The sequence below is a fragment of the Pseudarthrobacter sp. S3 genome, assembly GCF_050156905.1.
Lineage (GTDB): Bacteria > Actinomycetota > Actinomycetes > Actinomycetales > Micrococcaceae > Arthrobacter.
In genome coordinates this window covers 3148402-3174109 of the sequence record NZ_CP189583.1, presented here as the reverse complement: position 1 = coordinate 3174109, position 25708 = coordinate 3148402, and the positions used below count along the sequence as shown (strand labels likewise).

The following is a 25708-nucleotide window of genomic DNA, read 5'->3' as shown; positions in this document are numbered from 1 at the left end:
AGATGCGCTATCACTTTTGGTCGTTATAAGCCGTGCATAAGGACCAAAAGTGATAGCGCATCTGCTGTTCGGGGAGGCCTACTTGGCTTTGCCCAGGAAGTCCTGGAGCCGGGCGACGCCGGTGGCCAGGTCCTCGTCGCCCAAAGCGTAGGAGAGCCGCAGGTAGCCGGAGGGGCCGAACGCCTCACCGGGCACCACAGCCACCTCAACTTCATCCAGGATCAAAGCAGCGAGCTCGGCGGAGGTGGACGGCGTTGCGGTGCCCGCCGCCGTCGGGAATTCCTTCCCCAGCAGCGCACGGACGTCCGCGTAGACGTAGAACGCACCCTTCGGCGTCGGGCACTCAACACCGTCAATCGCATTCAGGCCGGCCACGATCGCCTTGCGGCGGCGGTCAAACGCCACCTTCATCTCGTCCACGGCGGTCAGCGGTCCGGAGACGGCGGCGAGGGCTGCAATCTGCATGATGTTCGAAACGTTGGACGTGGCGTGCGACTGCAGGTTGGTGGCCGCCTTGATGACGTCGGCCGGGCCGATCATCCAGCCCACACGCCAGCCGGTCATCGCATAGGTCTTGGCCACGCCATTGAGGATGACCACTTTGTCGCCGAGTTCCGGAGCTGCCGTGGCGATCGAGGTGAACGGGACGCCGTCGTACGTCAGGTGCTCGTAGATCTCGTCGGTGACCACCCAGAGCCCCTTGGCGGCGGCCCACTTGCCGATCTCAGCCACCTGCTCGGGGCTGTAGACGGATCCTGTGGGGTTGGACGGCGAGACGAACAGCAGGATCTTGCTCTTGTCCGTCACAGCGGCCTCAAGCTGCTCAACGGTGACCAGGTAGTCCTGCTCAGGTCCGGCGAACACCTCAACGGGAACACCGCCGGCGAGCCTGATGGCCTCCGGGTACGTGGTCCAGAACGGTGTGGGGACAATCACTTCGTCGCCCGGATCCACCAGCGTGGCGAAGGTGTTGTACACGGCCTGCTTGCCGCCGTTCGTCACCAGGACCTGGGACGGATCCACGGCGTAGCCGGAGTCGCGGAGCGTCTTCTCGGCGATGGCCTTTTTGAGTTCCGGCAGCCCGGCGGCAGGGGTGTAGCGGTGGTACTTGGGCTGGCTGGCGGCCTCGATGGACGCCTTGACGATGTAGTCCGGGGTGGGGAAGTCCGGTTCCCCTGCCCCGAAGCCAATAACCGGCCGGCCCGCTGCCTTCAGCGCCTTGGCCTTGGCATCAACGGCCAGGGTTGCAGATTCGGCAATAGCGGAAATGCGTTTGGAAACGCGGGCGGCAGACATGGCAGGGTCCGTTCTTCGCTTGCAGCCCGGAGGCTGAATGGTGGAATTCGACGTGATCTACTCTATGCTGTTCAGCGGATCGTTCGGGCTGCCGGCGTGGATGTGACAGCAGGTCAAGTCACCCACCAGGGCGGATTGGGCGGTCCGGAATGAGGCTGGTTCGACGTAGACGAAGTTGTTGCGTAGACTGGTTCTCCGGTGTTGAAAACACGGATGATGACGTGCGCCCCAGTGCAAACTGTGGAAGTTTTGTCAGGCTGCTGTTTTCGATCCATAGGGTAGTGGCGCAATTGGTAGCGCAGCGGTCTCCAAAACCGCAGGTTGCAGGTTCGAGTCCTGTCTGCCCTGCGCAAGCTGTTCCGGCGGAAAGCCGGAGCAAGCGCAGCAACCATGGTTCTGATCAGGACCGGGTAATCCAACATTGCGAAGATGAGCGAGGACCAGGTGACCGAAACAGCTGCCAGCAGCTCCAAGGGCCGCCCAGCTAAGAAGGACGCCAAGGCAAACTTCTTCGCTCGAATTGCACTCTTCATTCGCCAGGTCATCGGCGAACTGAAGAAGGTTGTTGCACCAACCCGCAAGGAACTGATCAACTACACGCTCGTGGTGCTGGTGTTCGTGGCCATCATGATGGTGATCGTCAGCCTGCTGGACATCGGTTTTGGAACCGTGGTCAGCTGGGTCTTCGGCGGGATAGCTCCCGGGGACCGCTAAGGCATATCGTCCGCAGGCCGCGTGGCCTTGTCCGGGTAAACCGGAAGAACCCACGCGGTGTGCGGAATTGAGCCATTTAAATAGGCATGTTAGGCAATGAGGAAGCAGGAGACCAAGTGTCTGAGCAGGAGCTCGAGGTAACCGAGACTGAGCTGGAAGAGTCCACGGACAACACGGCGGCCGCCACGGTTGAAGCCGGTGAAGAGTCCGAGGTTGAGTCCGCTGCGCCCGAATCCGCCGACGCCGATTCCGCCGACGATTCAGAGGATGCCGATTCAGAGGGTGACGCCGTAGAAGGCGAACTCGCTGAGGGCGACTCAGAGGGCGACGACGCTGATGCAGACGCCCTGGCAGCCGCGGCCGCCAAGGCCGAAGTTGACCCCGCCGACGAATTCAAAGCCAAGCTGCGCCGCCAGGAGGGTGACTGGTACGTCATCCACTCCTACGCCGGCTACGAAAACCGCGTCAAGGCCAACCTTGAGACCCGCATCCAGACCCTGGACATGGAAGATTACATCTTCGAAATCCAGGTGCCCATGGAAGAGGTCGTTGAGATCAAGAACGCGCAGCGCAAGGTCATCAACCGCGTCCGGATCCCCGGCTACGTCCTGGTCCGCATGGATCTGACGGATGCCTCCTGGGGCGCCGTCCGCCACACCCCCGGCGTTACCGGCTTCGTGGGCAACGCCCACAACCCGGTGCCGCTGCGACTCGACGAAGTCTTCTCCATGCTCGCGCCGGTCTTCGAAGAAGAGCAGGCCGAAAAGGGCAAGCCCGTCAAGCACGCTGCCGCCCAGGTCGACATCGACTTCGAGGTCGGCGAATCGGTCATCGTCAAGGAAGGTCCGTTCGAGACCCTCCCCGCCACGATCTCCGAGATCAAGGTGGAATCCCAGACCCTCGTGGTGCTCGTATCGATCTTCGAACGCGAAACCCCAGTCACGCTGGCATTCAACCAGGTCAGCAAGATCTAGTTACCCGCACAGAATTCGTTCCGGACTGCCCGCTTAGCAGCCCCGGAACGGCCGGTCGCCTCGCCATGGCGGCCAAAAACCTGAGGCACGCTCCTGTGTCCCAGGAAGATATTGAGAGAAGGACCTTACATTGGCTCCCAAGAAGAAGGTCACCGGCCTCATCAAGCTGCAGATCCAGGCAGGCGCCGCTAACCCGGCCCCGCCGATCGGTCCTGCGCTTGGCCAGCACGGTGTCAACATCATGGAATTCTGCAAGGCGTACAACGCTGCCACAGAAGCCCAGCGCGGAAACGTTATCCCCGTGGAAATCACGGTCTACGAAGACCGTTCCTTTACGTTCATCACCAAGACCCCGCCGGCTGCAGAGCTCATCAAGAAGGCTGCAGGCGTTGCCAAGGGTTCACCCACCCCGCACACCGTCAAGGTTGCCAAGCTGACTCAGGCCCAGGTCAACGAGATCGCCACCACCAAGATGGAAGATCTCAACGCCACCAGCCTCGAGGGCGCAGCGAAGATCATCGCCGGTACCGCCCGCTCCATGGGTATCACTGTAGAAGGCTAATAGCCTTCACCGTCGGGAAACCGGCACCACTGCCGGACAACCGGCACAAACCGTAATGCCGCAGGATCCATTCAGGATCCTCGGCTGTGGCAGGGCCCAGCGCGGTCCGCAGACCACAACTGCACAAGGAGAAATAAGCAGCATGGCAAAGCGCAGCAAAGCATATGAGGCAGCAGCCGCCAAGATCGACGCGGAGAACTTCTACGCGCCGTTCGAGGCAGTAACGCTCGCCAAGGACACCAACCCGTCCAAGTTCGACGCCACCGTTGAGGTTGCATTCCGCCTGGGCGTTGACCCTCGCAAGGCTGACCAGATGGTCCGCGGCACCGTTATCCTGCCCCACGGCACGGGTAAGGTCTCCCGCGTACTGGTTTTCGCAACGGGCGACAAGGCTGAGGCAGCAATCGCTGCCGGCGCCGACTTCGTGGGTTCCGATGACCTGATCGAAAAGATCGCAGCCGGCTGGACCGACTTCGATGCAGCCGTTGCCACCCCTGACCTCATGGGCAAGGTTGGCCGTCTTGGTAAGGTCCTGGGTCCCCGTAACCTGATGCCGAACCCGAAGACCGGCACCGTGACCGCAGATGTCGCCAAGGCTGTCAACGACATCAAGGGTGGCAAGATCGACTTCCGCGTCGACAAGCACTCGAACCTGCACTTCATCATCGGCAAGGTCTCCTTCGACGCCCTCAAGCTGGCCGAGAACTACGCAGCAGCACTGGAAGAGGTGCTTCGTTTGAAGCCGTCCGCTTCCAAGGGCCGCTACATCCAGAAGGCCACCGTGGCCACCACGTTCGGTCCCGGCATCTCCGTCGACCCCAACGTCACGAAGGTCCTGACCGAGGTCTAGTCCTCAGCAGCACTTCCGCCGGTTCATTCCGGCACACCCTAGGACCGTCCGGCACTGCGCCGGGCGGTCCTTTGGTTTACCCCGCTGAACCGTCCGGATGGTTAGGCTGGGGGCATGACCGGCCAGCAGCTGAAGATCACCGCAGTCGCCATTCCTGCAGCGCTCGACGCCGGGACGGACCACAGTGCCGGCGGCACCGCCGGCGTGATGGACTTCCACGAGTGCCACGCCTTGCGCGAGAAACACGAACTGGAGAAATGGGGCGACCTGGACCGCTGCCCCACAGCCATGGAGAGCCTGGAATACTGGCGCGGTAATCCGTACGAGGATCGCCGGCTCTTCATCGCACGGCTGGGCCAGCAAACCGTGGGCACCTGCTCCGTAACCCTGCCCCTACGCGAAAACACGTCCACGGCAGGGATCCTGGTGGACGTGGCGGCAGCCTTTCGGCGGCAGGGCTGGGGCCGGAAGCTGCTGGAACATGCCGAGGCTGTTGGCGCGGACAAAGGCCGCACCTCTTTTGATGGCTACTGTGAGCTGCCCTCCGGGACGGTGGATAAGGACACCCGGCTGATTCCCGCCAAATCAGGAGCAGGTGGGCTGCCCGCAGATGATCCTGCCGTCGTCTTTGCAGCCCGTGCGGGTTACGAACTCGAACAGGTGGAGAGGGCCAGCCGGCTCACGCTGCCAGTCCCGGCGAACAAACTCGATGCACTGGAGCTGGAGGCATCTTCACGGGCAACCGGATACACCCTGGTGGGCTGGTCTGATCGGTGTCCTGACGAACTCGTGGTTGAATACGCAGTCCTCAAGAACCGGATGAGCACGGACGTCCCTATCGCCGGCCTGGACTGGGAAGCTGAGGACTGGGACCCAGCCAGGGTCCGGCAGGAGGAGCAGTCGAGCAGCCGCGGCGGCGTGCAGAGCCAGGTCGCGGCGGCGCTGCACAGGCCTACCGGCAAGCTGGTGGCCTACACGGTCGCGAACTGGCGGCCGGGCATTCCTACGAGCATTGCCCAGCAGGACACGCTGGTCACGTCCGATCACCGCGGCCAGAGGCTGGGATTGCTGATCAAGACAGCGAACCTGCGGGCGGCCCAGCATCGGTGGCCCGCGGCGCGATCGGTGCTGACATGGAACGCTGTGGAAAACCGGCATATGCTGGCGATAAATAGTTTGCTTGGATTCACACCTGCTGGTTATGAGGGCGAGTGGCAGAAACGGCTGGGATGACGCACCTGATGGCAGAAGACGTAAGGATCGAGCAGCTGTGGATCCCGGATACCTTGGACGCGCCTGACGCAACGGATTTTTTGGCTGCCATCGAGGTGGGCCGCAAAGTCCGGATGCAGACCTGGGGCACTGATGACCTCGCTTACACGCCGCTGGAGAAGCTCCTTGAGCTGGCCGATCCCTATGAGCGCCAGATTATCTTGGTGGCCAAGGCCGGGGATCAGATCATCGGCACGGTGGACATTGCCCTGCCGCTGACGGACAACCTGGACATGGCGGAGTTCACGCTGGACATCCTGCCGGAATTCCAACGCCAGGGGGTGGGCCGCAAGCTGCTCCTCGCGGCCGAACACCTGGCGCGCAGCGAGGGCCGTACCTTGATCCTCGTTGACACCAACCATCCCGGCGCGTCCCTGCACGAGTTCGAGGCTGCCCAGCTGGTGCCGGGTTCAGGCCAGGGCTTTGTGCCGCTGGAAAGCCGGGAAGTCGAATTCGCGCGCCGGACGGGCTACACGCTGCAGCACATCGAACAGTTCAGCGCCTGTGCACTGCCCCTGGACACCAAACTCGTGGCCGATCTCCAGGCCGAGGCTGATGAAGCCAACAACGGGCGGTTCCGGCTCCATCACTGGACTGACCGCTGCCCGGATGAGTGGCTGGAAGCCGTAGCCGTGCTCGAGAACCAGGCGGGCGCCGACGTCGATCCTGCCCTTGAGACCCCCGTAGACCAGGACATGGTGTTCGACGGCGGCATCCTCCGCGGGGCGGAAGAGGTCACCATCGCGCAGGGGAGGCGGACCGTGGTGACCGCCGTTGAGCATCTGGCCACCGGGGCACTGGTGGGCCTGACCACTATCAGCGTCCTGGCCCACCGGCCCGATGTGGTGTTCCAGGACGACACCCTGGTCCTGCAGGAGCACCGCGGGAACAAGCTGGGGCTCTCGATCAAGGTGGCCAACATGGGGCGGCTCACCGAGCAGTTCCCGGACGCCCGGGTGATCTACACCTGGAACGCGCCGGAGAACAGGTACCTGTTGACGGTCAACCAGCAGCTGGGCTTCACCACGGCCGGCGTGACCGGCATCTGGCAAAAAGAGCTCCCACACCTGGGGACCAGTAAGAGCTGAGGCCGATTTGGTGGTCCGGCGGCCCGTCCCGTAAGCTTGAACTACCAAAGACCGTCGGTTGTTGGAAATCCATTCTCCTGAACGCAGCTCAACTCTGCAGTTGTGTGCGGGAGGCCAAATGTATTTCTGGACGAAGGACCCTGAACATAGGGCGGCCGGCGCAGGTGAACGAAGCAACGCTCCACAGTGAAAGCCGTGTCGAGCCAAGCCCCGTGCATCTGCGCGGGGCGTTTTTTAGTTTTAGCTCATCTGAGCGGGGACCGTCGCATACCGGCACTATCCCCGGAAGGAGGGTTATGGCAACGCCTACAAAGGTTTCAGCAGTAGCTGAGATCACTAACGATTTCAAGGAATCGAACGCCGCTGTCCTGACCGAATACCGTGGGCTCACCGTTGCACAGCTCAAGCAGCTGCGTGTTTCTCTCGGCCAGGACACCAAGTTCTCGGTCGTCAAGAACACCCTGACCGCAATTGCAGCCAAGGAAGCTGGTGTCGAAGCATTCAACGACCAGCTCTCCGGCCCCACTGCAATCGCGTTCATCAAGGGTGACGCAGTTGCCGCTGCCAAGAGCCTGACGGATTTTGCCAAGGCCAACAAGCAGCTGGTCATCAAGACCGGTTACTTCGAGGGCAAGGCACTGAACGCGAGCGAAGTCGCTGCCCTGGCAGCACTCGAGTCCCGCGAGCTGCAGCTCGCAAAGGTTGCAGGCATCCTCAAGGCTCCTGCTGCCGCCGCTGCACGCACCATTGATGCACTGCGCCTCAAGCTCGAAGAAGCGAACGGTTCACCGGCAGCAGCCGAGGCTCCCGCCGCGGAAGAAGTTCCGGCCGCAGACGAAGCCCCCGAAGCAGGTGCAGAGGCTCCCGCCGAAGCACCCGCTGCCGAAGAGAACTAGTTTCTCTTCACCCACCAGACTCCGGTGTGAAGGCAATGGCCCAGGCCGCCAAGCACCACCTATAGGAAGGACGCCACACCATGGCGAAGCTCACCAACGAAGAGCTCATTGAAGCTTTCAAGGAACTGACCATCATCGAGCTCTCCGAGTTCGTCAAGCTCTTCGAAGAGACCTTCGAAGTTACTGCAGCTGCAGTTGCTGTTGCTGGCCCCGCCGGTGGCGGCGCAGCTGAAGAAGCTGAAGAGCAGACTGAATTCGACGTTATCCTCGAATCTGCTGGCGAAAAGAAGATCGCAGTGATCAAGGAAGTTCGCGCAATCACTTCCCTGGGTCTGAAGGAAGCTAAGGACGTTGTTGACAGTGCTCCGAAGGCTGTTCTCGAAGGCGTCACGAAGGAAGCTGCCGAGAAGGCAGTGGAGCAGCTCCAGGCTGCCGGCGCAACCGTTACCCTCAAGTAACTCACGCCTCTTCACGGAAACCCCGTCCACTTCGGTGGGCGGGGTTTCCTGCGTTTAACCCAACGATTAACCCAAACGCGGGGTCACATATGGCCCATGAAGTGCCCATTGATAGGCCGTAAGTGACCCCGCGTTGCTAATTCGGTTCGGAGATATCGGCGACAACGGCGCGCAGGGCAGCGGTAAGGGCGTCGGCGTCCACAAACGCACTGTAGCCGTGTTCGCCGGCGCCCATGGAGATGCGGCGGCCGGCAATGGTGGCGTCCGCGTACACCGGCCAGGCGGTGGTGCTGCCGAGCGGGGTGATGGTCCCGCGTTCGTAGCCGGTCGCGTCGAGCGCTACGTCCGCGGACGGTAATGAGAGTTTGTTGACGCCCACCAGGGTCCGCAGTTTTGGCCACGAGATTTGCCGGTCACCCGGAATCAGCGCGAACAGGAACGTTCCGTCCTTGTGTTTGACCACCAGGGACTTCACGATTTCCGCAGGCGTGATGCCCAGGATCCCGGCAGCCTCCTCGAGGTTCCGCGCAGCGAGGCGCTCCACAATCTGCACGGCCAGGCCGCGCGCGGCGGCGTCAGCAAGGAAGCGCTGACGTCCGACGGCGGCACTTGGGTCGCCGGCCTGCCCCACCATCAGTCCCTGCCCGCCATCAGTCGCGGTACAGCAGCAGGGCTTCACCCTGACCGCCGCCGCCGCACAGGGAGACCGCAGCCTTACCGCTGCCACGCCGTTTAAGTTCGAGGGCCGCGTGCAGCGCCAACCGCGCACCGGACGCCCCGATCGGGTGGCCCAGCGCAATGGCGCCGCCATGGATGTTGCACTTCTCCAGCGGGTAGTCCAGGTCCTTCAGCGACTGCACTGCGACCGAACCGAACGCTTCGTTAATTTCGATGAAGTCCAGGTCGGTGGTGCCCCATTCTGCCCGCTGCAGAGCGTTCTTGATGGCGTGGGACGGCTGCGAATGCAGGGAGTTGTCCGGACCGGCAACCTGGCCGGGTTTCCCCACCACAGCCAGGTATTCCAGGCCGTTCTCCTCCGCGAACCGGCGCGATGCCAGCACAAGGGCGGCGGCGCCGTCGGACAGGGGAGAGGAGTTGCCTGCCGTGATGGTTCCGTCGCTGGCGAAGGCTGCCCGCAGTCCGGCCAGGGACTCGAGGGATGTGTTCGGGCGAACGCCTTCGTCGGTGTCCACAACGATGGGGTCTCCCTTGCGCTGCTTGACGCTGATGGGTGCGATCTCGTCGTCGAAGACGCCGTTCTTCGCCGCCAGCGCCGCGCGCTGGTGCGATTGGGCGGCCACGTTGTCCTGCGGGGTCCGGTCGATGCCCAGTGTCAGGTTCTTGGTTTCGGTGGACAGCCCCATGGACTGACCATCGAAGGCATCCGTGAGTCCGTCGTGCGCCGCGACATCCAGCGCCTGGATGGCGCCGTAGGTCCAGCCCTGGCGCGAACCCGGCAGGAGGTGGGGCGCACGGGACATGGATTCCTGGCCACCGGCCACCACCACCGAGGCGTCGCCGCTGCGGATCATCCTTGCGGCGTCGATCACCGCGGTCAGCCCGGACAGGCACACCTTGTTGATGGTGAGAGTAGGAACGTTCCAGCCAATCCCTGCGCCAATGGCGCTCTGGCGTGCGGGGTTTTGACCGGCACCGGCCTGCAGTACCTGGCCCATGATGACGGCATCCACCTGGCCGGCCTGCACGCCGCTCGCGGCGACCGCGGACCTGATCGCGTGCGCTCCGAGTTCGACGGCGGTGAAGCTCGCCAGTTGCCCGTTGAGCCGGCCCTGCGGCGTGCGCGCACCAGCCAGGATAACAACGTCAGTATTGTCGTTGGAGTTGCCCATTGTGATCTCTTCCGCTCTGAATCGATGTACTTCCAAGGCTACCGTGAGACATGTCACCCATTAATCCAAACGCCGAATGGGTACCGGAGATTCCAGTCGTGCCGGCACGGCCAATAGGGGGGGAACTGCCCATCCGCCGCCTCGCCGGGCTCACCGCCTGCAGCGTTGCCACTCTTGCGCCGGACAGCTCTTCATCAACAGCAGCCCCCAGTGCGTCCACTCCGCGCCCTCCACCGCGTCGCCGTCGCGCTCTTTCAGTCCGGACGCTGCGCCTCTGAGGCCTCTTCCGGTACGAAAAATCAGTGCTTGCAATAAGTCCAGTTGTGGGGTAGACACGTAATTGGTTTTGCCGTATCGTAGATATTTGCGTCTTCCCTGTTTACCTTCAGCCTTCATATAGCGGTGGGCTTTGCCTGGCAGCTGACCATCAACGTGCCGTCAACAACGTCATTGTATGGAAAGCCCCGGCCCGGGTCATATAGCGGAACCGGATGGTAGCACTGCGGAGTCATTCCGCAGGGTGCACAGCGGGGGAGATCTGAAAACGCCTGAAGGTCTGTGGAAGGATCCCTCTTGGTCGCCTCGAGCACCTCTAATGTAAATAACACTGCCACCGCTATCGAATCAAACAGCACTGATGGTGCCACGCGCCGGCTCTCATTCGCAAAGATTCACGAACCGCTGGACGTTCCGAATCTCCTTGCCCTGCAGACGGACAGCTTCGACTGGCTAGTCGGAAACGAACGCTGGCAGGCCCGCGTAGCGAAGGCCGTCGAAGAAAACGATCTCAGTGTCGCCACCTCGTCTGGACTGTCGGACATCTTTGAAGAGATCTCCCCGATCGAGGACTTCCAGGGCACCATGTCCCTGAGCTTCTCCGATCCGGAGTTCGCTGACCCGAAGTACACCATGGCCGAGTGCAAGGACCGGGACGCAACGTATTCGGCACCGCTGTACGTCAAGGCCGAGTTCATGAACAACAACACGGGCGAAATCAAGCAGCAGACCGTGTTCATGGGCGACTTCCCCCTCATGACGGAGAAGGGCACCTTCGTCGTCAACGGCACCGAGCGTGTGGTCGTCTCCCAGCTGGTCCGTTCACCGGGCGCCTACTTTGAGCGCACCGCCGACAAGACCAGTGATAAGGACATCTTCACTGCCAAAATCATCCCGTCCCGCGGTGCATGGTTTGAACTCGAGATCGACAAGCGCGACCAGGTCGGCGTTCGCCTCGACCGTAAGCGCAAGCAGTCCGTCACTGTTCTGCTGAAGGCCCTGGGCTGGACCGAAGGCCAGATCCTCGAAGAGTTCGGCCAGTACGACTCCATGCGCGCAACGCTGGAGAAGGACGCCACCGAGACCCGCGAAGACGCGTTGCTGGACATCTACCGGAAGCTGCGACCGGGCGAGCCGCCCACAGTCGAGGCTGCCCAGTCCCTCCTGGACAACCTGTACTTCAACTCCAAGCGCTACGATCTGGCCAAGGTTGGCCGTTACAAGATCAACCGCAAGCTTGGCATCGACCGCTCCCTTGGCGACAAGGAAGCTTCGGTCCTGCACGTTGAAGACATCGTGGCCATGATCAAGTTCCTGGTTGCCCTGCACGCTGGCGAGAAGACCCTCACGGGCAAGCGTGATGGCCAGGACCACGAGCTGCGCGTTGATATCGATGACATCGATCACTTCGGCAACCGTCGTATCCGCGCCGTCGGCGAGCTCATCGAGAACCAGGTCCGCACCGGCCTGTCCCGTATGGAGCGCGTTGTCCGCGAGCGGATGACCACCCAGGACGTCGAGGCAATCACGCCGCAGACACTGATCAACATCCGCCCTGTTGTTGCAGCCATCAAGGAGTTCTTCGGAACGTCCCAGCTGTCGCAGTTCATGGACCAGAACAACCCGCTCTCGGGTCTGACCCACAAGCGCCGTCTGTCCGCGCTTGGCCCGGGTGGTCTGTCCCGTGACCGCGCAGGCATGGAAGTTCGAGACGTTCACCCGTCCCACTACGGACGTATGTGCCCCATCGAAACCCCTGAAGGCCCGAACATTGGTCTGATCGGTTCGCTGGCATCCTACGGCCGCATCAACCCGTTCGGCTTCATCGAGACTCCTTACCGTCTCGTCGCTGAAGGCGTTGTCTCCGATGAGGTCCAGTACCTCACGGCCGACGACGAGGCAGAGGTTCTGATCGCTCAGGCCAACGCTCCGCTGGATGAGAACAAGAAGTTCGCCGAAGAGACCGTCCTGGTCCGCGCCCGTGGTGGTGGAGGCGAGCCTGTGCTCGTTCCCGCCGGCGAGGTCGAGTTCATGGACGTTTCCCCGCGCCAGATGGTGTCCGTGGCTACGGCACTGATCCCGTTCCTCGAGCATGACGATGCTAACCGCGCACTCATGGGTGCCAACATGCAGCGCCAGGCCGTGCCGCTGGTCCGTTCCGAGGCCCCGTTCGTGGGCACCGGCATGGAGCGCGCCGCCGCCGTCGACGCCGGTGATGTCACCATCGCGAAGAAGGCCGGTGTGGTTACCGAGGTCTCCGCTGAGCTCGTCATCATGCTCAACGACGACGGTACGGAAACCAACTACCGCATCAACAAGTTCGCACGCTCCAACCAGGGCAACTGCTACAACAACCGTGTCCTGGTGAACGAAGGCCAGCGACTCGAGGTCGGCGGCATCATCGCCGACGGTCCGGCAACGGACCAGGGCGAACTCGCCCTCGGTAAGAACCTGCTCGTGGCATTCATGTCATGGGAAGGCCACAACTTCGAGGACGCCATCATCCTCTCGCAGCGCATTGTTGCCGAGGACGTACTTTCCTCCATCCACATCGAGGAGCACGAGATCGATGCCCGCGACACCAAGCTTGGTGCCGAGGAAATCACCCGTGACATCCCCAACGTGTCCGAGGAAGTCCTGGCAGGCCTGGACGAGCGCGGCATCATCCACATCGGTGCCGAAGTTGAAGCCGGCGACATCCTGGTCGGAAAGGTCACCCCGAAGGGTGAAACCGAGCTGACCCCGGAAGAGCGCCTGCTGCGTGCCATCTTCGGTGAGAAGTCCCGCGAAGTGCGCGACACCTCCCTGAAGGTTCCGCACGGCGAGTCCGGCACCGTCATCGGCGTCCGCGTCTTCGACCGCGACAACGACGACGAACTGCCCCCGGGCGTGAACCAGCTGGTGCGCGTCTACGTGGCCGCCAAGCGCAAGATCACCGACGGCGACAAGCTCGCCGGCCGTCACGGCAACAAGGGTGTTATCTCCAAGATCCTCCCGATCGAGGACATGCCCTTCCTTGCCGACGGTACCCCCGTTGATATCGTCCTGAACCCGCTGGGTGTTCCGGGCCGTATGAACGTCGGCCAGGTGCTGGAAACGCACCTCGGCTGGGTTGCCAAGACCGGTTGGAAGATCGAAGGCGAGCCCGAGTGGATGAAGCAGCTGCCGAACCTGCCGCGCGAGAGTGGCTCGACCACTGTTGCAACGCCGGTGTTCGATGGCGCCCGTGAAGAGGAAATCACGGGTCTGCTGGACTCCACCAACGTCACCCGCGACGGCGACCGCCTGATCAACTCCTCAGGCAAGACCCGCCTCTTCGACGGCCGCTCCGGCGAGCCGTTCCCGGATCCGATCTCGGTCGGCTACATGTACATCCTGAAGCTCCACCACCTGGTGGACGACAAGATCCACGCCCGTTCCACTGGCCCGTACTCCATGATCACGCAGCAGCCGCTGGGTGGTAAGGCACAGTTCGGTGGCCAGCGCTTCGGTGAGATGGAAGTGTGGGCGCTGGAAGCTTATGGCGCCGCGTACACACTCCAGGAACTCCTCACCATCAAGTCGGATGATATTCACGGTCGTGTCAAGGTCTACGAAGCAATCGTCAAGGGCGAGAACATCCCCGAGCCGGGCGTTCCTGAGTCCTTCAAGGTCTTGATCAAGGAAATGCAGTCACTGTGCCTGAACGTGGAAGTACTCTCCACGGACGGAACCACAATTGAAATGCGTGACTCTGATGACGCAGTCTTCACGGCTGCGGAAGAACTGGGCATCGATCTGTCTCGTGCAGAGCCCAGTTCCGTAGAAGAGGTTTAGCAGGGCGTCCGACGGCGGTGATCGCCGCCGTCGGGCCCCTCCCTCTTCCCGTAACCAAGACTTCAGAATTTAGAGAACAAGAGAGAACAGGGACCATATGTCCAGCGAATCCTCCTTCGGCCTCATGCAGATCGGCCTCGCCACCGCGGATGACATCCGTGGCTGGTCTTACGGCGAGGTTAAGAAGCCGGAAACCATCAACTACCGCACACTCAAGCCCGAGAAGGACGGCCTCTTCTGCGAGAAGATCTTCGGCCCTTCCCGTGACTGGGAATGCTACTGCGGTAAGTACAAGCGTGTGCGCTTCAAGGGCATCATTTGCGAGCGGTGTGGCGTTGAAGTCACCCGTGCGAAGGTCCGCCGTGAGCGCATGGGCCACATCGAGCTGGCCGCCCCGGTCACGCACATCTGGTACTTCAAGGGTGTTCCGTCCCGTCTGGGCTACCTCCTTGACCTGGCACCGAAGGACCTCGAAAAGGTCATCTACTTCGCTGCCTACATGATCACCAGCGTCGACGCCGACAGCCGCCACGAGGAACTGCCCAACCTGCAGGTTGAGCACGACATCGAGAAGAAGCAGCTGATCGACAACCGCGACTCCGACATCGCCACGATCGCCCGTGACCTCGAAAACGAGATCGCGCGCCTCGAAGGTGAAGGTGCCAAGGCTGCCGACAAAAAGAAGGCCCGCGACTCGGCAGACCGTCAGATGGCTAACGTGCGTAAGCGTGCCGATGCCGAGATCGAACGCCTCGAGCAGGTCTGGGACCGTTTCAAGAACCTGAAGGTCGCAGACCTCGAAGGCGACGAAGGCCTCTACCGCGAGCTGCGCGACCGCTACGGCATGTACTTCGAAGGCTCCATGGGTGCCGAAGCGATCAAGAAGCGCCTTGAGAACTTCGACATGCAGGCCGAGTCTGACCTGCTGCGCGACATCATTGCCAACGGCAAGGGCCAGCGCAAGACCCGCGCCCTGAAGCGACTGAAGGTGGTCAACGCGTTCCTGACCACCAACAACAGCCCGCTCGGCATGGTGCTGGACGCCGTCCCGGTGATCCCGCCGGAACTGCGCCCGATGGTCCAGCTGGACGGTGGCCGCTTCGCGACCTCCGACCTCAACGACCTCTACCGTCGTGTGATCAACCGCAACAACCGCCTCAAGCGCCTGCTTGATCTCGGTGCCCCGGAGATCATCGTCAACAACGAGAAGCGCATGCTTCAGGAAGCTGTTGACAGCCTCTTCGACAACGGCCGTCGCGGCCGTCCGGTTACCGGTCCTGGCAACCGTCCGCTGAAGTCCCTGAGCGACATGCTCAAGGGCAAGCAGGGTCGCTTCCGCCAGAACCTCCTCGGCAAGCGCGTTGACTACTCCGGCCGTTCGGTCATCGTCGTCGGCCCGCAGCTGAAGCTGCACCAGTGTGGTCTGCCCAAGCAGATGGCACTGGAGCTCTTCAAGCCGTTCGTGATGAAGCGCCTGGTTGACCTCAACCACGCACAGAACATCAAGTCGGCCAAGCGCATGGTCGAGCGTTACCGTCCGCAGGTCTGGGACGTGCTGGAAGAGATCATCACCGAACACCCGGTGCTGCTCAACCGTGCACCCACCCTGCACCGCCTTGGCATCCAGGCGTTCGAACCGCAGCTTGTTGAAGGCAAGGCAATCCAGCTCCACCCGCTGGTTTGTGGCGCCTTCAACGCTGACTTCGACGGCGACCAGATGGCAGTCCACCTGCCGCTGAGCCCCGAGGCCCAGGCCGAGGCACGCATCCTGATGCTGTCCTCGAACAACATCCTGAAGCCGTCCGACGGCCGCCCGGTCACCCTGCCTTCGCAGGATATGATCATCGGTCTCTACCACCTGACCACCAAGCGTGTCGGTTCAGCTGGCGAAGGCCGCGTCTTCTCCTCGGTTTCCGAAGCCATCATGGCCTACGACCTCCGCGAGCTGCACTTGAACTCGCAGGTCAGGATCCGTCTCGAAGGCTTTGTTCCGTACTCGGGCTGGGAAGCTCCGGAAGGCTGGGAAGCCGGCCAGCCGGTGATCGTCCAGACCTCCCTGGGACAGGTCATCTTCAACCAGACGCTGCCGGCCGATTACCCGTGGGTTGAGAACGTTGCGGACAAGGGCGAACTGTCCACGATCGTCAACGATCTCGCCGAGCGCTACCCGAAGGTGGTCACGGCGGCAACGCTGGACAACCTGAAGGACGCCGGTTTCTACTGGGCCACCCGCTCGGGCGTTACCGTCGCCATCTCGGACATCGAAGTACCCAAGGACAAGCCGCGGATCCTCGCCGGCTACGAAACCATGGCTGCCAAGATCCAGGGACAGTACGACAAGGGCCTGATCGACGACGACGAGCGTCGCCAGGAACTGATCGAGATCTGGAACAAGGCAACCAACGAGATCGCACAGGTAATGCGTGACAACCTGTCGCCGATGAACACCATCAACCGCATGGTGTCCTCCGGTGCACGTGGTAACTGGATGCAGGTCCGTCAGATCGCGGGTATCCGTGGCCTGGTGGCCAACCCTAAGGGTGAAATCATCCCGCGTCCCATCAAGTCCTCGTACCGTGAGGGCCTGTCGGTGCTGGAATACTTCATCGCCACGCACGGTGCCCGTAAGGGTCTGGCTGACACCGCGCTGCGTACCGCCAACTCGGGTTACCTGACCCGTCGTCTGGTGGACGTGTCGCAGGACGTTATCGTTCGCGAAGAGGACTGCGGCACTGAGCGCGGCCTGGTAACGGCAATCGCCGTGCCGGACGCCAACGGCGAGCTGGTCCTGGATGAGAACGTTGAGAACAGTGCCTACGCCCGCACGCTGGCTGTTGATGTTGTGGACTCCAAGGGCAATGTCCTTGCGGCCGGCGGCACCGACTGCGGCGACGTCGTGATCGCTGAACTGTTCGCAGCAGGCATCACCGAGGTCAAGGTCCGCTCCGTACTCACCTGTGAGTCCAGCGTCGGCACCTGCGCCCTGTGCTACGGCCGTTCACTGGCCACCGGCAAGACCGTGGACATCGGCGAGGCTGTCGGCATCATCGCCGCACAGTCCATCGGCGAGCCCGGTACCCAGCTGACCATGCGTACGTTCCACACCGGTGGTGCTGTTTCCGCCAGCGGTGGCGACGACATCACCCAGGGTCTGCCCCGTATCCAGGAGCTCTTCGAAGCCCGTACTCCGAAGGGTGTCGCGCCGATTGCTGAAGCAGCCGGCCGCATCGCCATCGAAGAGTCCGAGCGTCAGATGCGCCTGGTCATCACCCCGGATGACGGCTCTGAAGAGATCGCCTACCCGGTACTGCGCCGTTCACGCCTCCTCATCGAGGATGGCGAGCACGTCACAGTAGGCCAGAAGCTCATCAACGGTCCGGTGGATCCCAAGCAGGTTCTGCGCATCATGGGTCCCCGTGCCGCGCAGAAGTTCCTGGTGGACGAGGTCCAGGGCGTGTACCGCAGCCAGGGCATCGGTATCCACGACAAGCACGTCGAGGTTATCGTCCGCCAGATGCTGCGCCGCGTCACGGTCATCGAGTCCGGCGAATCGGATCTGCTCCCCGGCGAGCTCGCCGAGCGCAGCCGCTTCGAGGAGGCCAACCGCCGCGTTGTGTCCGAGGGTAAGACTCCGGCTTCCGGACGTCCTGAGCTCATGGGCATCACCAAGGCGTCCCTGGCCACCGAGTCCTGGCTGTCGGCCGCTTCCTTCCAGGAGACCACCCGCGTTCTGACGCAGGCGGCCATGGAAGGCAAGAGCGACCCGCTGCTCGGCCTCAAGGAGAACGTCATCATCGGTAAGCTGATCCCGGCCGGCACGGGTCTCCCGCGCTACACCGAGGTCACCGTGGAGCCCACTGAAGAAGCAAAGGCCAACCTGTTCACCGGCCCCAGCGCGTTCAGTGACTTCTCGTATGACTCCCTGGGCGGCGACGGAGCTCCTGAGTTCCACGCCATCCCGCTGGATGACTACGATCTCGGCAACGATTTCCGTTAGTCGATTGCGTTGAAAGGCCCCGCTTCCACTCCGTGGAGGCGGGGCCTTTCGTCTACACCCGTTTAAGGTCCCGGGTCCAGCCGTGCTAAACTTTGTGTAATTGTTCTGTGTGGCAGTGGATGAAGGCCGCCGCAGCATCATTTTGGTTTTGTTCTCATGATGCTGGGTGGAGCTTGTTTCCGGGTTGCGGGTAAGGTGCGCAACGAATGCCACGCTTTTGCACGCCTACGCAAGCTTCAAGAGCCGCAGCTGCAAGGAACAACGCCAAAACCATTGTGCTCGGGCTGGCGCTTGAGCGTGAAGGTAGAGATCAAACCAACGGAGAACACGAGAGTGCCTACGATTAACCAGCTGGTCCGCAAGGGCCGCACGCCTAAGGTCAAAAAGACCAAGGCTCCCGCGCTTAACGGCAGCCCGATGCGCCGCGGTGTTTGCACCCGCGTTTACACCACCACCCCCAAGAAGCCGAACTCGGCTCTTCGTAAGGTTGCACGTGTGCGCCTCAACGGTGGCGTTGAAGTTACCGCTTACATCCCCGGTGTAGGCCACAACCTGCAGGAGCACTCCATTGTGCTCGTTCGCGGCGGTCGCGTGAAGGACCTCCCCGGTGTCCGTTACAAGATCGTCCGTGGCGCCCTCGATACCCAGGGTGTGAAGAACCGTAAGCAGGCACGCAGCCGCTACGGCGCAAAGATGGAGAAGAAGTAATATGCCTCGCAAGGGTCCGGCCCCCAAGCGGCCGCTCGTACTAGATCCCGTTTACGGCTCCCCGCTGGTAACCCAGCTGATCAACAAGGTGCTGGTTGACGGCAAGAAGTCCACCGCAGAACGCATTGTTTACGGTGCCCTCGAAGGCGCCCGCGCCAAGTCCGGCGGCGACCCCGTAGCAGCCCTCAAGAAGGCCATGGAGAACGTCAAGCCTTCCCTCGAGGTCCGCTCACGCCGCGTTGGTGGCGCTACCTACCAGGTTCCGGTTGAGGTCAAGCCGGGCCGCTCCACCGCCCTCGCCCTGCGTTGGCTGGTTGGCTACTCCAAGGCCCGCCGTGAAAAGACCATGACCGAGCGCCTCCAGAACGAAATCCTGGATGCCTCCAACGGTCTCGGTGCCGCTGTGAAGCGTCGCGAAGACACCCACAAGATGGCCGAGTCCAACAAGGCCTTCGCACACTACCGCTGGTAATACTTCCCGGACGCCGCCGGCTCGACTGAGCCGGCGGCGAACGCGTAGTCCATCCGAAAGGGAGACACCGTGGCACAGGACGTGCTTACAGACCTTAGTAAGGTCCGCAACATCGGCATCATGGCTCACATCGATGCCGGCAAGACCACCACCACCGAGCGCATTCTGTTCTACACAGGTGTGAACCATAAGATCGGCGAAACGCACGACGGCGCTTCGACGACTGACTGGATGGAACAGGAAAAGGAACGCGGCATCACCATCACGTCTGCCGCCGTGACCTGCTTCTGGGACAACAACCAGATCAACATCATTGACACCCCTGGCCACGTTGACTTCACCGTCGAGGTTGAGCGCTCACTGCGCGTCCTCGACGGCGCCGTTGCCGTGTTTGATGGTAAAGAAGGTGTCGAGCCGCAGTCTGAGACCGTTTGGCGCCAGGCTGACAAGTACAACGTTCCGCGTATCTGCTTCGTCAACAAGATGGACAAGCTCGGTGCTGATTTCTACTACACGGTAGATACCATCATCAGCCGCCTCGGTGCCAAGCCGCTCGTTATGCAGCTGCCGATCGGTGCCGAGAACGACTTCACCGGCGTTGTCGACATCCTGGAAATGCGCGCGCTGGTCTGGCCGGGCGACTCCAAGGGTGACGTCACCATGGGTGCCAAGTACGAGGTTCAGGAGATCCCCGCGGATCTGCTGGAGAAGGCCAAGGAATACCGGGCTGCCCTCGTTGAGACGGTGGCTGACGCTACCGAAGAGCTCATGGAGAAGTACCTCGAGGGTGAAGAACTCACCGTCGAGGAGCTCAAGGCCGGCATCCGCAAGATGACGATCAACTCTGAGCTCTACCCGGTCTTCTGTGGCTCCGCGTTCAAGAACCGTGGCGTTCAGCCGATGCTTGACGCCGTGGTTGACTACCTGCCGAACCCGCTCGACGTCCCGCCGATGATCGGTCACGATCCTCGCGACGAAGAGAAGGAACTCACGCGCGCGCCTTCCTCCGAGGAGCCGTTCTCGGCTCTGGCGTTCAAGATTGCTGCGCACCCGTTCTTCGGCCAGCTCACCTTCATCCGCGTGTACTCCGGTCACGTCGAAGCGGGTGCTCAGGTGGTCAACTCCACCAAGGGCAAGAAGGAGCGCATCGGCAAGCTGTTCCAGATGCACGCCAACAAGGAAATGCCCGTTGAGGGCGCTACCGCGGGCCACATCTACGCAGCGATCGGGCTGAAGGACACCACCACGGGCGACACCCTGTGTGACTCCGGCAACCAGATCGTCCTCGAGTCCATGAGCTTCCCGGAGCCCGTGATCTCGGTTGCGATCGAACCGAACACCAAGGGTGACCAGGAGAAGCTCTCACTGGCCATCCAGAAGCTCTCCGCTGAGGACCCGACCTTCCAGGTCTCCCTCAACGAGGACACCGGTCAGACCATCATCGCCGGCATGGGCGAGCTCCACCTGGATATCCTGGTGGACCGCATGCGCCGCGAATTCAAGGTCGAGGCCAACGTTGGCAAGCCGCAGGTCGCTTACCGCGAAACAATCAAGAATGTTGTTGCGCGTCACGACTACACGCACAAGAAGCAGACCGGTGGTTCGGGTCAGTTCGCAAAGATCCAGATTGCCATTGGGCCGCTGGACACTTCCGAGGGCGAGCTGTACGAGTTCGAGAACAAGGTCACTGGTGGCCGTATTCCGCGCGAATACATCCCGTCGGTTGACGCCGGTATCCAGGATGCACTGAACGACGGCGTCCTGGCCGGTTACCCGGTTGTTGGCATCAAGGCGACGCTGATTGACGGCGCTTACCACGATGTTGACTCTTCGGAAATGGCGTTCAAGATCGCCGGCCGTATGGCTTTCAAGGAAGCCGCACGCAAGGCGAACCCCATCCTGCTCGAACCGCTGATGGATGTAGAGGTCCGCACCCCTGAGGAATACATGGGTGAAGTAATCGGTGACCTCAACTCCCGCCGTGGCCAGATGCAGTCCATGGAAGATGCACAGGGTGTCAAGGTCATCCGTGCGCACGTCCCGCTGTCCGGCATGTTCGGCTACATCGGTGACCTGCGTTCGAAGACCCAGGGCCGCGCTGTGTACTCCATGACTTTCCACAGCTACGCCGAGGTCCCGAAGGCATTTGCCGACGAGATCATCCAGAAGAACCGCGGCGAGTAGTCTTCGGACTTTCGCAGCAAAAAACTCGGGTGCGTTTCCGGTTCACGGAAGCTCACCTGGTGCAGGTGGCCGGGTCCGGTCAAGCCGGGCCCCGGCCATCTGCACGAACAGGCTCGAGGGACTAGTATTAGTTCCTGAATCTGCAATTTCACCAATCCAAAGCCCCCCAAGTAGACTTGCCTGAGTTTCTGCCGCGATAAGCGCGGTTGAAGGGTAAGTCATTTGAAAACGTTCTAGGAGGAACCTGTGGCAAAGGCAAAGTTCGAGCGGACTAAGCCGCACGTCAACATCGGCACCATTGGTCACGTTGACCACGGTAAGACGACGCTGACTGCCGCCATTTCCAAGGTGCTGTACGACAAGTACCCGACTCTCAACGAGCAGCGCGACTTCGCGTCGATTGACTCTGCTCCGGAAGAGCGCCAGCGTGGCATCACGATCAACATTTCCCACGTTGAGTACCAGACCGAGAAGCGCCACTACGCACACGTAGACGCTCCGGGTCACGCTGACTACATCAAGAACATGATCACCGGTGCTGCACAGATGGACGGTGCAATCCTCGTGGTTGCCGCCACTGACGGCCCGATGGCTCAGACCCGCGAGCACGTTCTGCTTGCCCGCCAGGTTGGCGTTCCCTACCTGCTGGTTGCGCTGAACAAGTCCGACATGGTTGACGACGAAGAACTGCTGGACCTCGTTGAAATGGAAGTTCGTGAGCTGCTTTCGGCTCAGGGCTTCGATGGCGATGAAGCTCCGGTTGTTCGCGTTTCCGGTCTGAAGGCTCTCGAGGGCGACCCCATCTGGGTCAAGTCCGTCGAGGACCTCATGGCAGCCGTTGACGAGTCCGTTCCGGACCCCGTACGCGACCGTGACAAGCCGTTCCTGATGCCGATCGAAGATGTCTTCACGATCACCGGCCGTGGCACCGTTGTAACGGGCCGCGCCGAGCGTGGAACCCTCGCCATCAACTCTGAGGTCGAGATCGTCGGCATCCGCCCGGTCCAGAAGACCACGGTTACCGGTATCGAGATGTTCCACAAGCAGCTCGACGAAGCATGGGCCGGCGAGAACTGTGGCCTCCTGCTCCGCGGTCTGAAGCGTGATGACGTAGAGCGTGGCCAGGTTGTCGTCAAGCCGGGTTCCATTACCCCGCACACCGACTTCGAGGCCAACGTCTACATCCTCTCCAAGGATGAAGGCGGACGCCACAACCCGTTCTACTCGAACTACCGCCCGCAGTTCTACTTCCGCACCACGGACGTAACCGGCGTTATCACCCTGCCGGAAGGCACGGAAATGGTTATGCCTGGCGACAACACTGAGATGACCGTTGCGCTCATCCAGCCCATCGCCATGGAAGAGGGCCTCGGCTTCGCTATCCGCGAAGGCGGCCGCACCGTTGGTTCAGGACGCGTTACCAAGATCATCAAGTAATTTACTTGTTGATCACGGAGCCGATGGCCGTCTGACGGCTTGACGCAAAGTTTGCAACAGCCCCGCTGCTAGTGCAGCGGGGCTGTTCTTTTGTCACAGTTAATCCAATCAATGGATTAACTGTGCAGGCAGGCCTGCCTTTGGAGGGAACGCGGTGAGGGACGAATCTTATGAAGCGGCCTACCCTGCCGGTCACCTTCAGGGGTGGCTTGACGCCGTGGCCAAGCTCCAGCCGTCAGGCCAGCCAGGTCAGGGCGCCACGCCAGGGCCAAGTTCCATCGGCGCAGACTTGGCGTCGGAGTGGTCGAACGCCGGCCGAGGGGCCGGAGATGACTCCTGGTCCTGAGTCCAACCCGCTGTCCCGCGACGACAGTTACCGTCACGCTGGCCCTGATACTGTTGCTGATAGCGAGAGGAGTACATCATGGGATGGCTGATATTTCTGATCATCGCAGTAGCCGTGGTTGCCGGAGTTTTCTGGGCGAAGAAGCATTTCCGCACCGAGATTGACCGCGCCAAACGCATCAACCGGGCGAACAAGGACAAGTAGCAGGGCCGGGCCGCGTCAGCGTGGCGTTCGTCCGGGGTCGCCGGGGGTCAGCCTGGTGTTAGCCGCAGTTCAGCCAAGCGGGCTTCACGCCGGAGGGCCTTCGCCGGCCAGGGATCTCCGGGCGTGGCTGAGTGCCCGGTACCAGTAGAACGATTCCTTGGGAGTTCGCTCCAGGGTGTCGAAATCCACGTGCACCAGGCCGAAGCGCTGTGAGTACCCCGCAGCCCATTCGAAGTTGTCCATCAGGGTCCAGACGTAATAGCCGCGGAGGTCCACGTCGTGGGCGATTCCGCCCGGTGCCGTCGCTTCCAGCGCGTGCCGCAGGTGTCCCGCGATGTAATTGATCCGCTGCTGGTCCTGGATGGGGCCGTTCACATGGTCAGGCTCCGGGAAGCTGGCGCCACTTTCGGTGATGTACAGCGGGGGCAGGTCCCCTCTATAGCGGTCCTTGAGTTCGCGCAGCAGGATACCCAGATGCTCCGGTGCTACCGGCCAGCCGAAACCAGTAGTGCCGTATTCGGGAAACGGCTCCTGGTGGAACGGCACCCGCACCATGGCCTCGGCGGGACCCGTGGGACTTTCGGCCGGCCCCCGTCCGGCTGCCACCTTCGTGGGGTAGTAATAGTTCACGCCGTAGAAGTCCAGGGGCTGGTGGATAGTGCGGAGGTCGGCGTCGGGGATTCTGCCGAAGGACCGGAACCAGGGCTTGGCGATGAGCGGCGGGCGGGGGTAGCGGCCCAGGAGGACCGGATCGGCATATATCCGGTTGAGCATCAGGTCGAACACCAGCGCGATGTACTTGTCCGTGATTTTCCGCGTGGCTGGCCGGACGGGGGAGTGGAGGTTGGTCACGCCGATTCCGCCGCGGACCCCTGCTGCACGCAACGCCTGGACAGCCATGCCATGGGCAAGCAGTTGGTTGTGGACGGCAGGAAAGGCGTCAAAGAGCAGGTCCTGTCCGGGGGCATGAACGCCCAGAGCATAGCCGTTGAGCACTACAGAGGCGGGTTCGTTGAGGGTGACCCATTGGTCCACGCGATCACCAAAACGCCGGCCGGCCTCCCCGGCATACTCAGCGAAGCGTTCGGCGGTTGCCCTGTTCATCCAGCCGCCACGGTGCTCCAGGGGCAGGGGCGTATCCCAGTGGTAGAGGGTGGCCATGGGGGAGATGCCGGCCTCAAGCAGTTGGTCGATCAGGCGGTCGTAGAAGTCCAGACCCTGTTCGTTGAACGCGCCGCGGCCGTCCGGCTGGATCCGCGGCCACGAGATGGAAAAGCGGTAGGAATCTACGCCGAGATCCCGCATCAGAGCCACATCTTCGGGCGAGCGGTTGTAGTGGTCGCAGGCCACGGCGGGGGAATGTCCATCGATGATGGCGCCGGGCTTCTCCGCGAAGGCGTCCCAGCCGGAGGGACCACGCCCGTCAGCAGAGAGGGAGCCTTCGATTTGGAAGGCGGCCGCGGCAACTCCCAGGGTGAATGAGCTGGGTAGACGGCCGGCCAGGTCCTGGACGGAAACGTCATTTGCGACGGTCATTCCCCCATCATCCATTCGGATGTTGCCGAAGGCAATGACCGCAGGCGGTGCAGGGCCCGAATGAGCGGTGTGCTGGCCCATCTGTTGTCCGGGGAGGCGCCAGCCTGCAGATTCGCTTCTGGGCATAATATCCGGCATACTAGATGAGTTGTTCAAGCGCTTCTTCGTGTCCCGATCCGGATAATGCCGGGTGTCAGGGTCCAAGTGGAAGCCCAAACATAACCCACTCCCCATGGAACTGCGGATTTGTATGCGTGCTAAGCACGACACGCCCGACCGCGGGGGTCGGTTACGTCGGCAGGTTGAGGAACCCGGATTCATCCGGATTCAGCTTGTGCGGCGGGTGGTAGTTCAGACTTCAAATGCTTCGGCAGCCACATGCAACAAGAAAGTGAACAGAGCAGCCCTCACCGGGAGCAGCACTAACTGAAAGAGAGTCAGGCGACATGGCGGGACAAAAAATCCGCATCCGGCTGAAGTCATATGACCACGAGGTCATTGACGTTTCAGCACGGAAGATCGTTGAGACGGTCACGCGCGCAGGCGCAACGGTAGTTGGCCCCGTGCCGCTGCCGACGGAGAAGAACATTTACTGTGTTATCCGCTCTCCGCACAAGTACAAGGACAGCCGCGAGCACTTTGAAATGCGCACGCACAAGCGTCTTATCGACATCATCGATCCCACGCCGAAGGCTGTTGATTCGCTTATGCGTCTCGACCTGCCGGCCGACGTGAACATCGAAATCAAGCTGTAGGGAGGTGCTGAGAGACT

General features: G+C 61.9%; 20 protein-coding genes and 1 tRNA gene. 17 read left to right on the top strand and 4 right to left on the bottom strand.

The window, feature by feature from the left end:
- Positions 1 to 78 precede the first annotated feature (78 nt).
- Positions 79 to 1296 (bottom strand): pyridoxal phosphate-dependent aminotransferase, encoded by a 1218-nt coding sequence (locus tag ACQCSV_RS15200; protein WP_354153304.1) that lies wholly within the window; start codon positions 1294 to 1296, stop codon positions 79 to 81.
- A 275-nt stretch (positions 1297 to 1571) separates the two neighbouring features.
- Between ACQCSV_RS15200 and ACQCSV_RS15195 the strand changes: the two genes are divergently transcribed.
- The 9 genes from ACQCSV_RS15195 to rplL all read left to right on the top strand — a co-directional run bounded on the left by ACQCSV_RS15195 (position 1572) and on the right by rplL (position 8110).
- Positions 1572 to 1644: transfer RNA gene (locus tag ACQCSV_RS15195), tRNA-Trp, on the top strand.
- An 81-nt stretch (positions 1645 to 1725) separates the two neighbouring features.
- Entirely contained in the window at positions 1726 to 2010 is a 285-nt protein-coding gene (gene secE / locus ACQCSV_RS15190; RefSeq protein WP_104061916.1) for a preprotein translocase subunit SecE, read from the top strand.
- A gap of 116 nt (positions 2011 to 2126) precedes the next feature.
- Positions 2127 to 2984: a transcription termination/antitermination protein NusG gene (gene nusG, locus ACQCSV_RS15185; RefSeq protein ID WP_354153305.1), complete on the top strand. Its 858-nt coding sequence runs from the start codon at positions 2127 to 2129 to the stop codon at positions 2982 to 2984.
- Between the two features lie 130 nt (positions 2985 to 3114).
- On the top strand, positions 3115 to 3546 hold the full coding sequence (gene rplK / locus ACQCSV_RS15180) for a 50S ribosomal protein L11 (RefSeq protein ID WP_024365990.1): 432 nt from the start codon (positions 3115 to 3117) through the stop codon (positions 3544 to 3546).
- A 142-nt stretch (positions 3547 to 3688) separates the two neighbouring features.
- Positions 3689 to 4396 carry a 50S ribosomal protein L1 gene (gene rplA, locus ACQCSV_RS15175; RefSeq protein ID WP_354153306.1) on the top strand — a complete coding sequence of 236 codons (708 nt, stop codon included), beginning with the start codon at positions 3689 to 3691 and terminating at the stop codon, positions 4394 to 4396.
- A gap of 114 nt (positions 4397 to 4510) precedes the next feature.
- Positions 4511 to 5629 (top strand): GNAT family N-acetyltransferase, encoded by a 1119-nt coding sequence (locus ACQCSV_RS15170; protein WP_426938710.1) that lies wholly within the window; start codon positions 4511 to 4513, stop codon positions 5627 to 5629.
- 8 nt (positions 5630 to 5637) lie between these two features.
- A complete protein-coding gene (locus tag ACQCSV_RS15165) occupies positions 5638 to 6756 on the top strand; it encodes a GNAT family N-acetyltransferase (RefSeq protein WP_354153770.1) in 1119 nt (372 codons plus the stop codon).
- Between the two features lie 296 nt (positions 6757 to 7052).
- A complete protein-coding gene (gene rplJ, locus ACQCSV_RS15160) occupies positions 7053 to 7652 on the top strand; it encodes a 50S ribosomal protein L10 (protein WP_354153308.1) in 600 nt (199 codons plus the stop codon).
- 80 nt (positions 7653 to 7732) lie between these two features.
- Positions 7733 to 8110, top strand: a complete 378-nt coding sequence (rplL, locus tag ACQCSV_RS15155) for a 50S ribosomal protein L7/L12 (protein ID WP_056344416.1) — start codon at positions 7733 to 7735, stop codon at positions 8108 to 8110.
- Positions 8111 to 8246: 136 nt separating this feature from the next.
- Here rplL and ACQCSV_RS15150 read toward each other — a convergent pair whose 3' ends face one another.
- Positions 8247 to 8744 (bottom strand): YbaK/EbsC family protein, encoded by a 498-nt coding sequence (locus tag ACQCSV_RS15150; protein ID WP_354153309.1) that lies wholly within the window; start codon positions 8742 to 8744, stop codon positions 8247 to 8249.
- A gap of 16 nt (positions 8745 to 8760) precedes the next feature.
- A complete protein-coding gene (locus ACQCSV_RS15145) occupies positions 8761 to 9960 on the bottom strand; it encodes an acetyl-CoA C-acetyltransferase (RefSeq protein ID WP_354153310.1) in 1200 nt (399 codons plus the stop codon).
- A gap of 573 nt (positions 9961 to 10533) precedes the next feature.
- Here ACQCSV_RS15145 and rpoB point away from each other — a divergent pair.
- The 7 genes from rpoB to ACQCSV_RS15110 all read left to right on the top strand — a co-directional run bounded on the left by rpoB (position 10534) and on the right by ACQCSV_RS15110 (position 23400).
- Entirely contained in the window at positions 10534 to 14052 is a 3519-nt protein-coding gene (gene rpoB / locus ACQCSV_RS15140) for a DNA-directed RNA polymerase subunit beta (protein WP_185261231.1), read from the top strand.
- A gap of 97 nt (positions 14053 to 14149) precedes the next feature.
- The gene (locus tag ACQCSV_RS15135; RefSeq protein WP_354153311.1) at positions 14150 to 18049 is read left to right on the top strand and encodes a DNA-directed RNA polymerase subunit beta'; all 3900 of its coding nucleotides are present in this window, start codon (positions 14150 to 14152) and stop codon (positions 18047 to 18049) included.
- A 333-nt stretch (positions 18050 to 18382) separates the two neighbouring features.
- A complete protein-coding gene (rpsL, locus tag ACQCSV_RS15130) occupies positions 18383 to 18757 on the top strand; it encodes a 30S ribosomal protein S12 (RefSeq protein ID WP_011692814.1) in 375 nt (124 codons plus the stop codon).
- Position 18758: 1 nt separating this feature from the next.
- On the top strand, positions 18759 to 19229 hold the full coding sequence (rpsG, locus tag ACQCSV_RS15125) for a 30S ribosomal protein S7 (protein ID WP_011692813.1): 471 nt from the start codon (positions 18759 to 18761) through the stop codon (positions 19227 to 19229).
- A gap of 69 nt (positions 19230 to 19298) precedes the next feature.
- Positions 19299 to 21413 (top strand): elongation factor G, encoded by a 2115-nt coding sequence (fusA, locus tag ACQCSV_RS15120; protein WP_354153312.1) that lies wholly within the window; start codon positions 19299 to 19301, stop codon positions 21411 to 21413.
- Between the two features lie 246 nt (positions 21414 to 21659).
- Positions 21660 to 22850, top strand: coding sequence for an elongation factor Tu (tuf, locus tag ACQCSV_RS15115; protein ID WP_056344396.1), 1191 nt, complete (start codon positions 21660 to 21662; stop codon positions 22848 to 22850).
- 424 nt (positions 22851 to 23274) lie between these two features.
- Complete coding sequence (locus ACQCSV_RS15110; RefSeq protein ID WP_255527485.1) at positions 23275 to 23400, top strand: hypothetical protein; 126 nt, start codon at positions 23275 to 23277, stop codon at positions 23398 to 23400.
- A gap of 84 nt (positions 23401 to 23484) precedes the next feature.
- On the opposite strand, the gene ACQCSV_RS15105 is transcribed toward ACQCSV_RS15110, so the two are convergent.
- Positions 23485 to 24936, bottom strand: coding sequence for a GH1 family beta-glucosidase (locus tag ACQCSV_RS15105; RefSeq protein WP_354153313.1), 1452 nt, complete (start codon positions 24934 to 24936; stop codon positions 23485 to 23487).
- A gap of 446 nt (positions 24937 to 25382) precedes the next feature.
- On the opposite strand from ACQCSV_RS15105, the gene rpsJ reads away from it, so the two are divergent.
- Positions 25383 to 25691, top strand: a complete 309-nt coding sequence (gene rpsJ, locus ACQCSV_RS15100; protein ID WP_038464699.1) for a 30S ribosomal protein S10 — start codon at positions 25383 to 25385, stop codon at positions 25689 to 25691.
- The last annotated feature ends 17 nt before the right edge of the window (positions 25692 to 25708 follow it).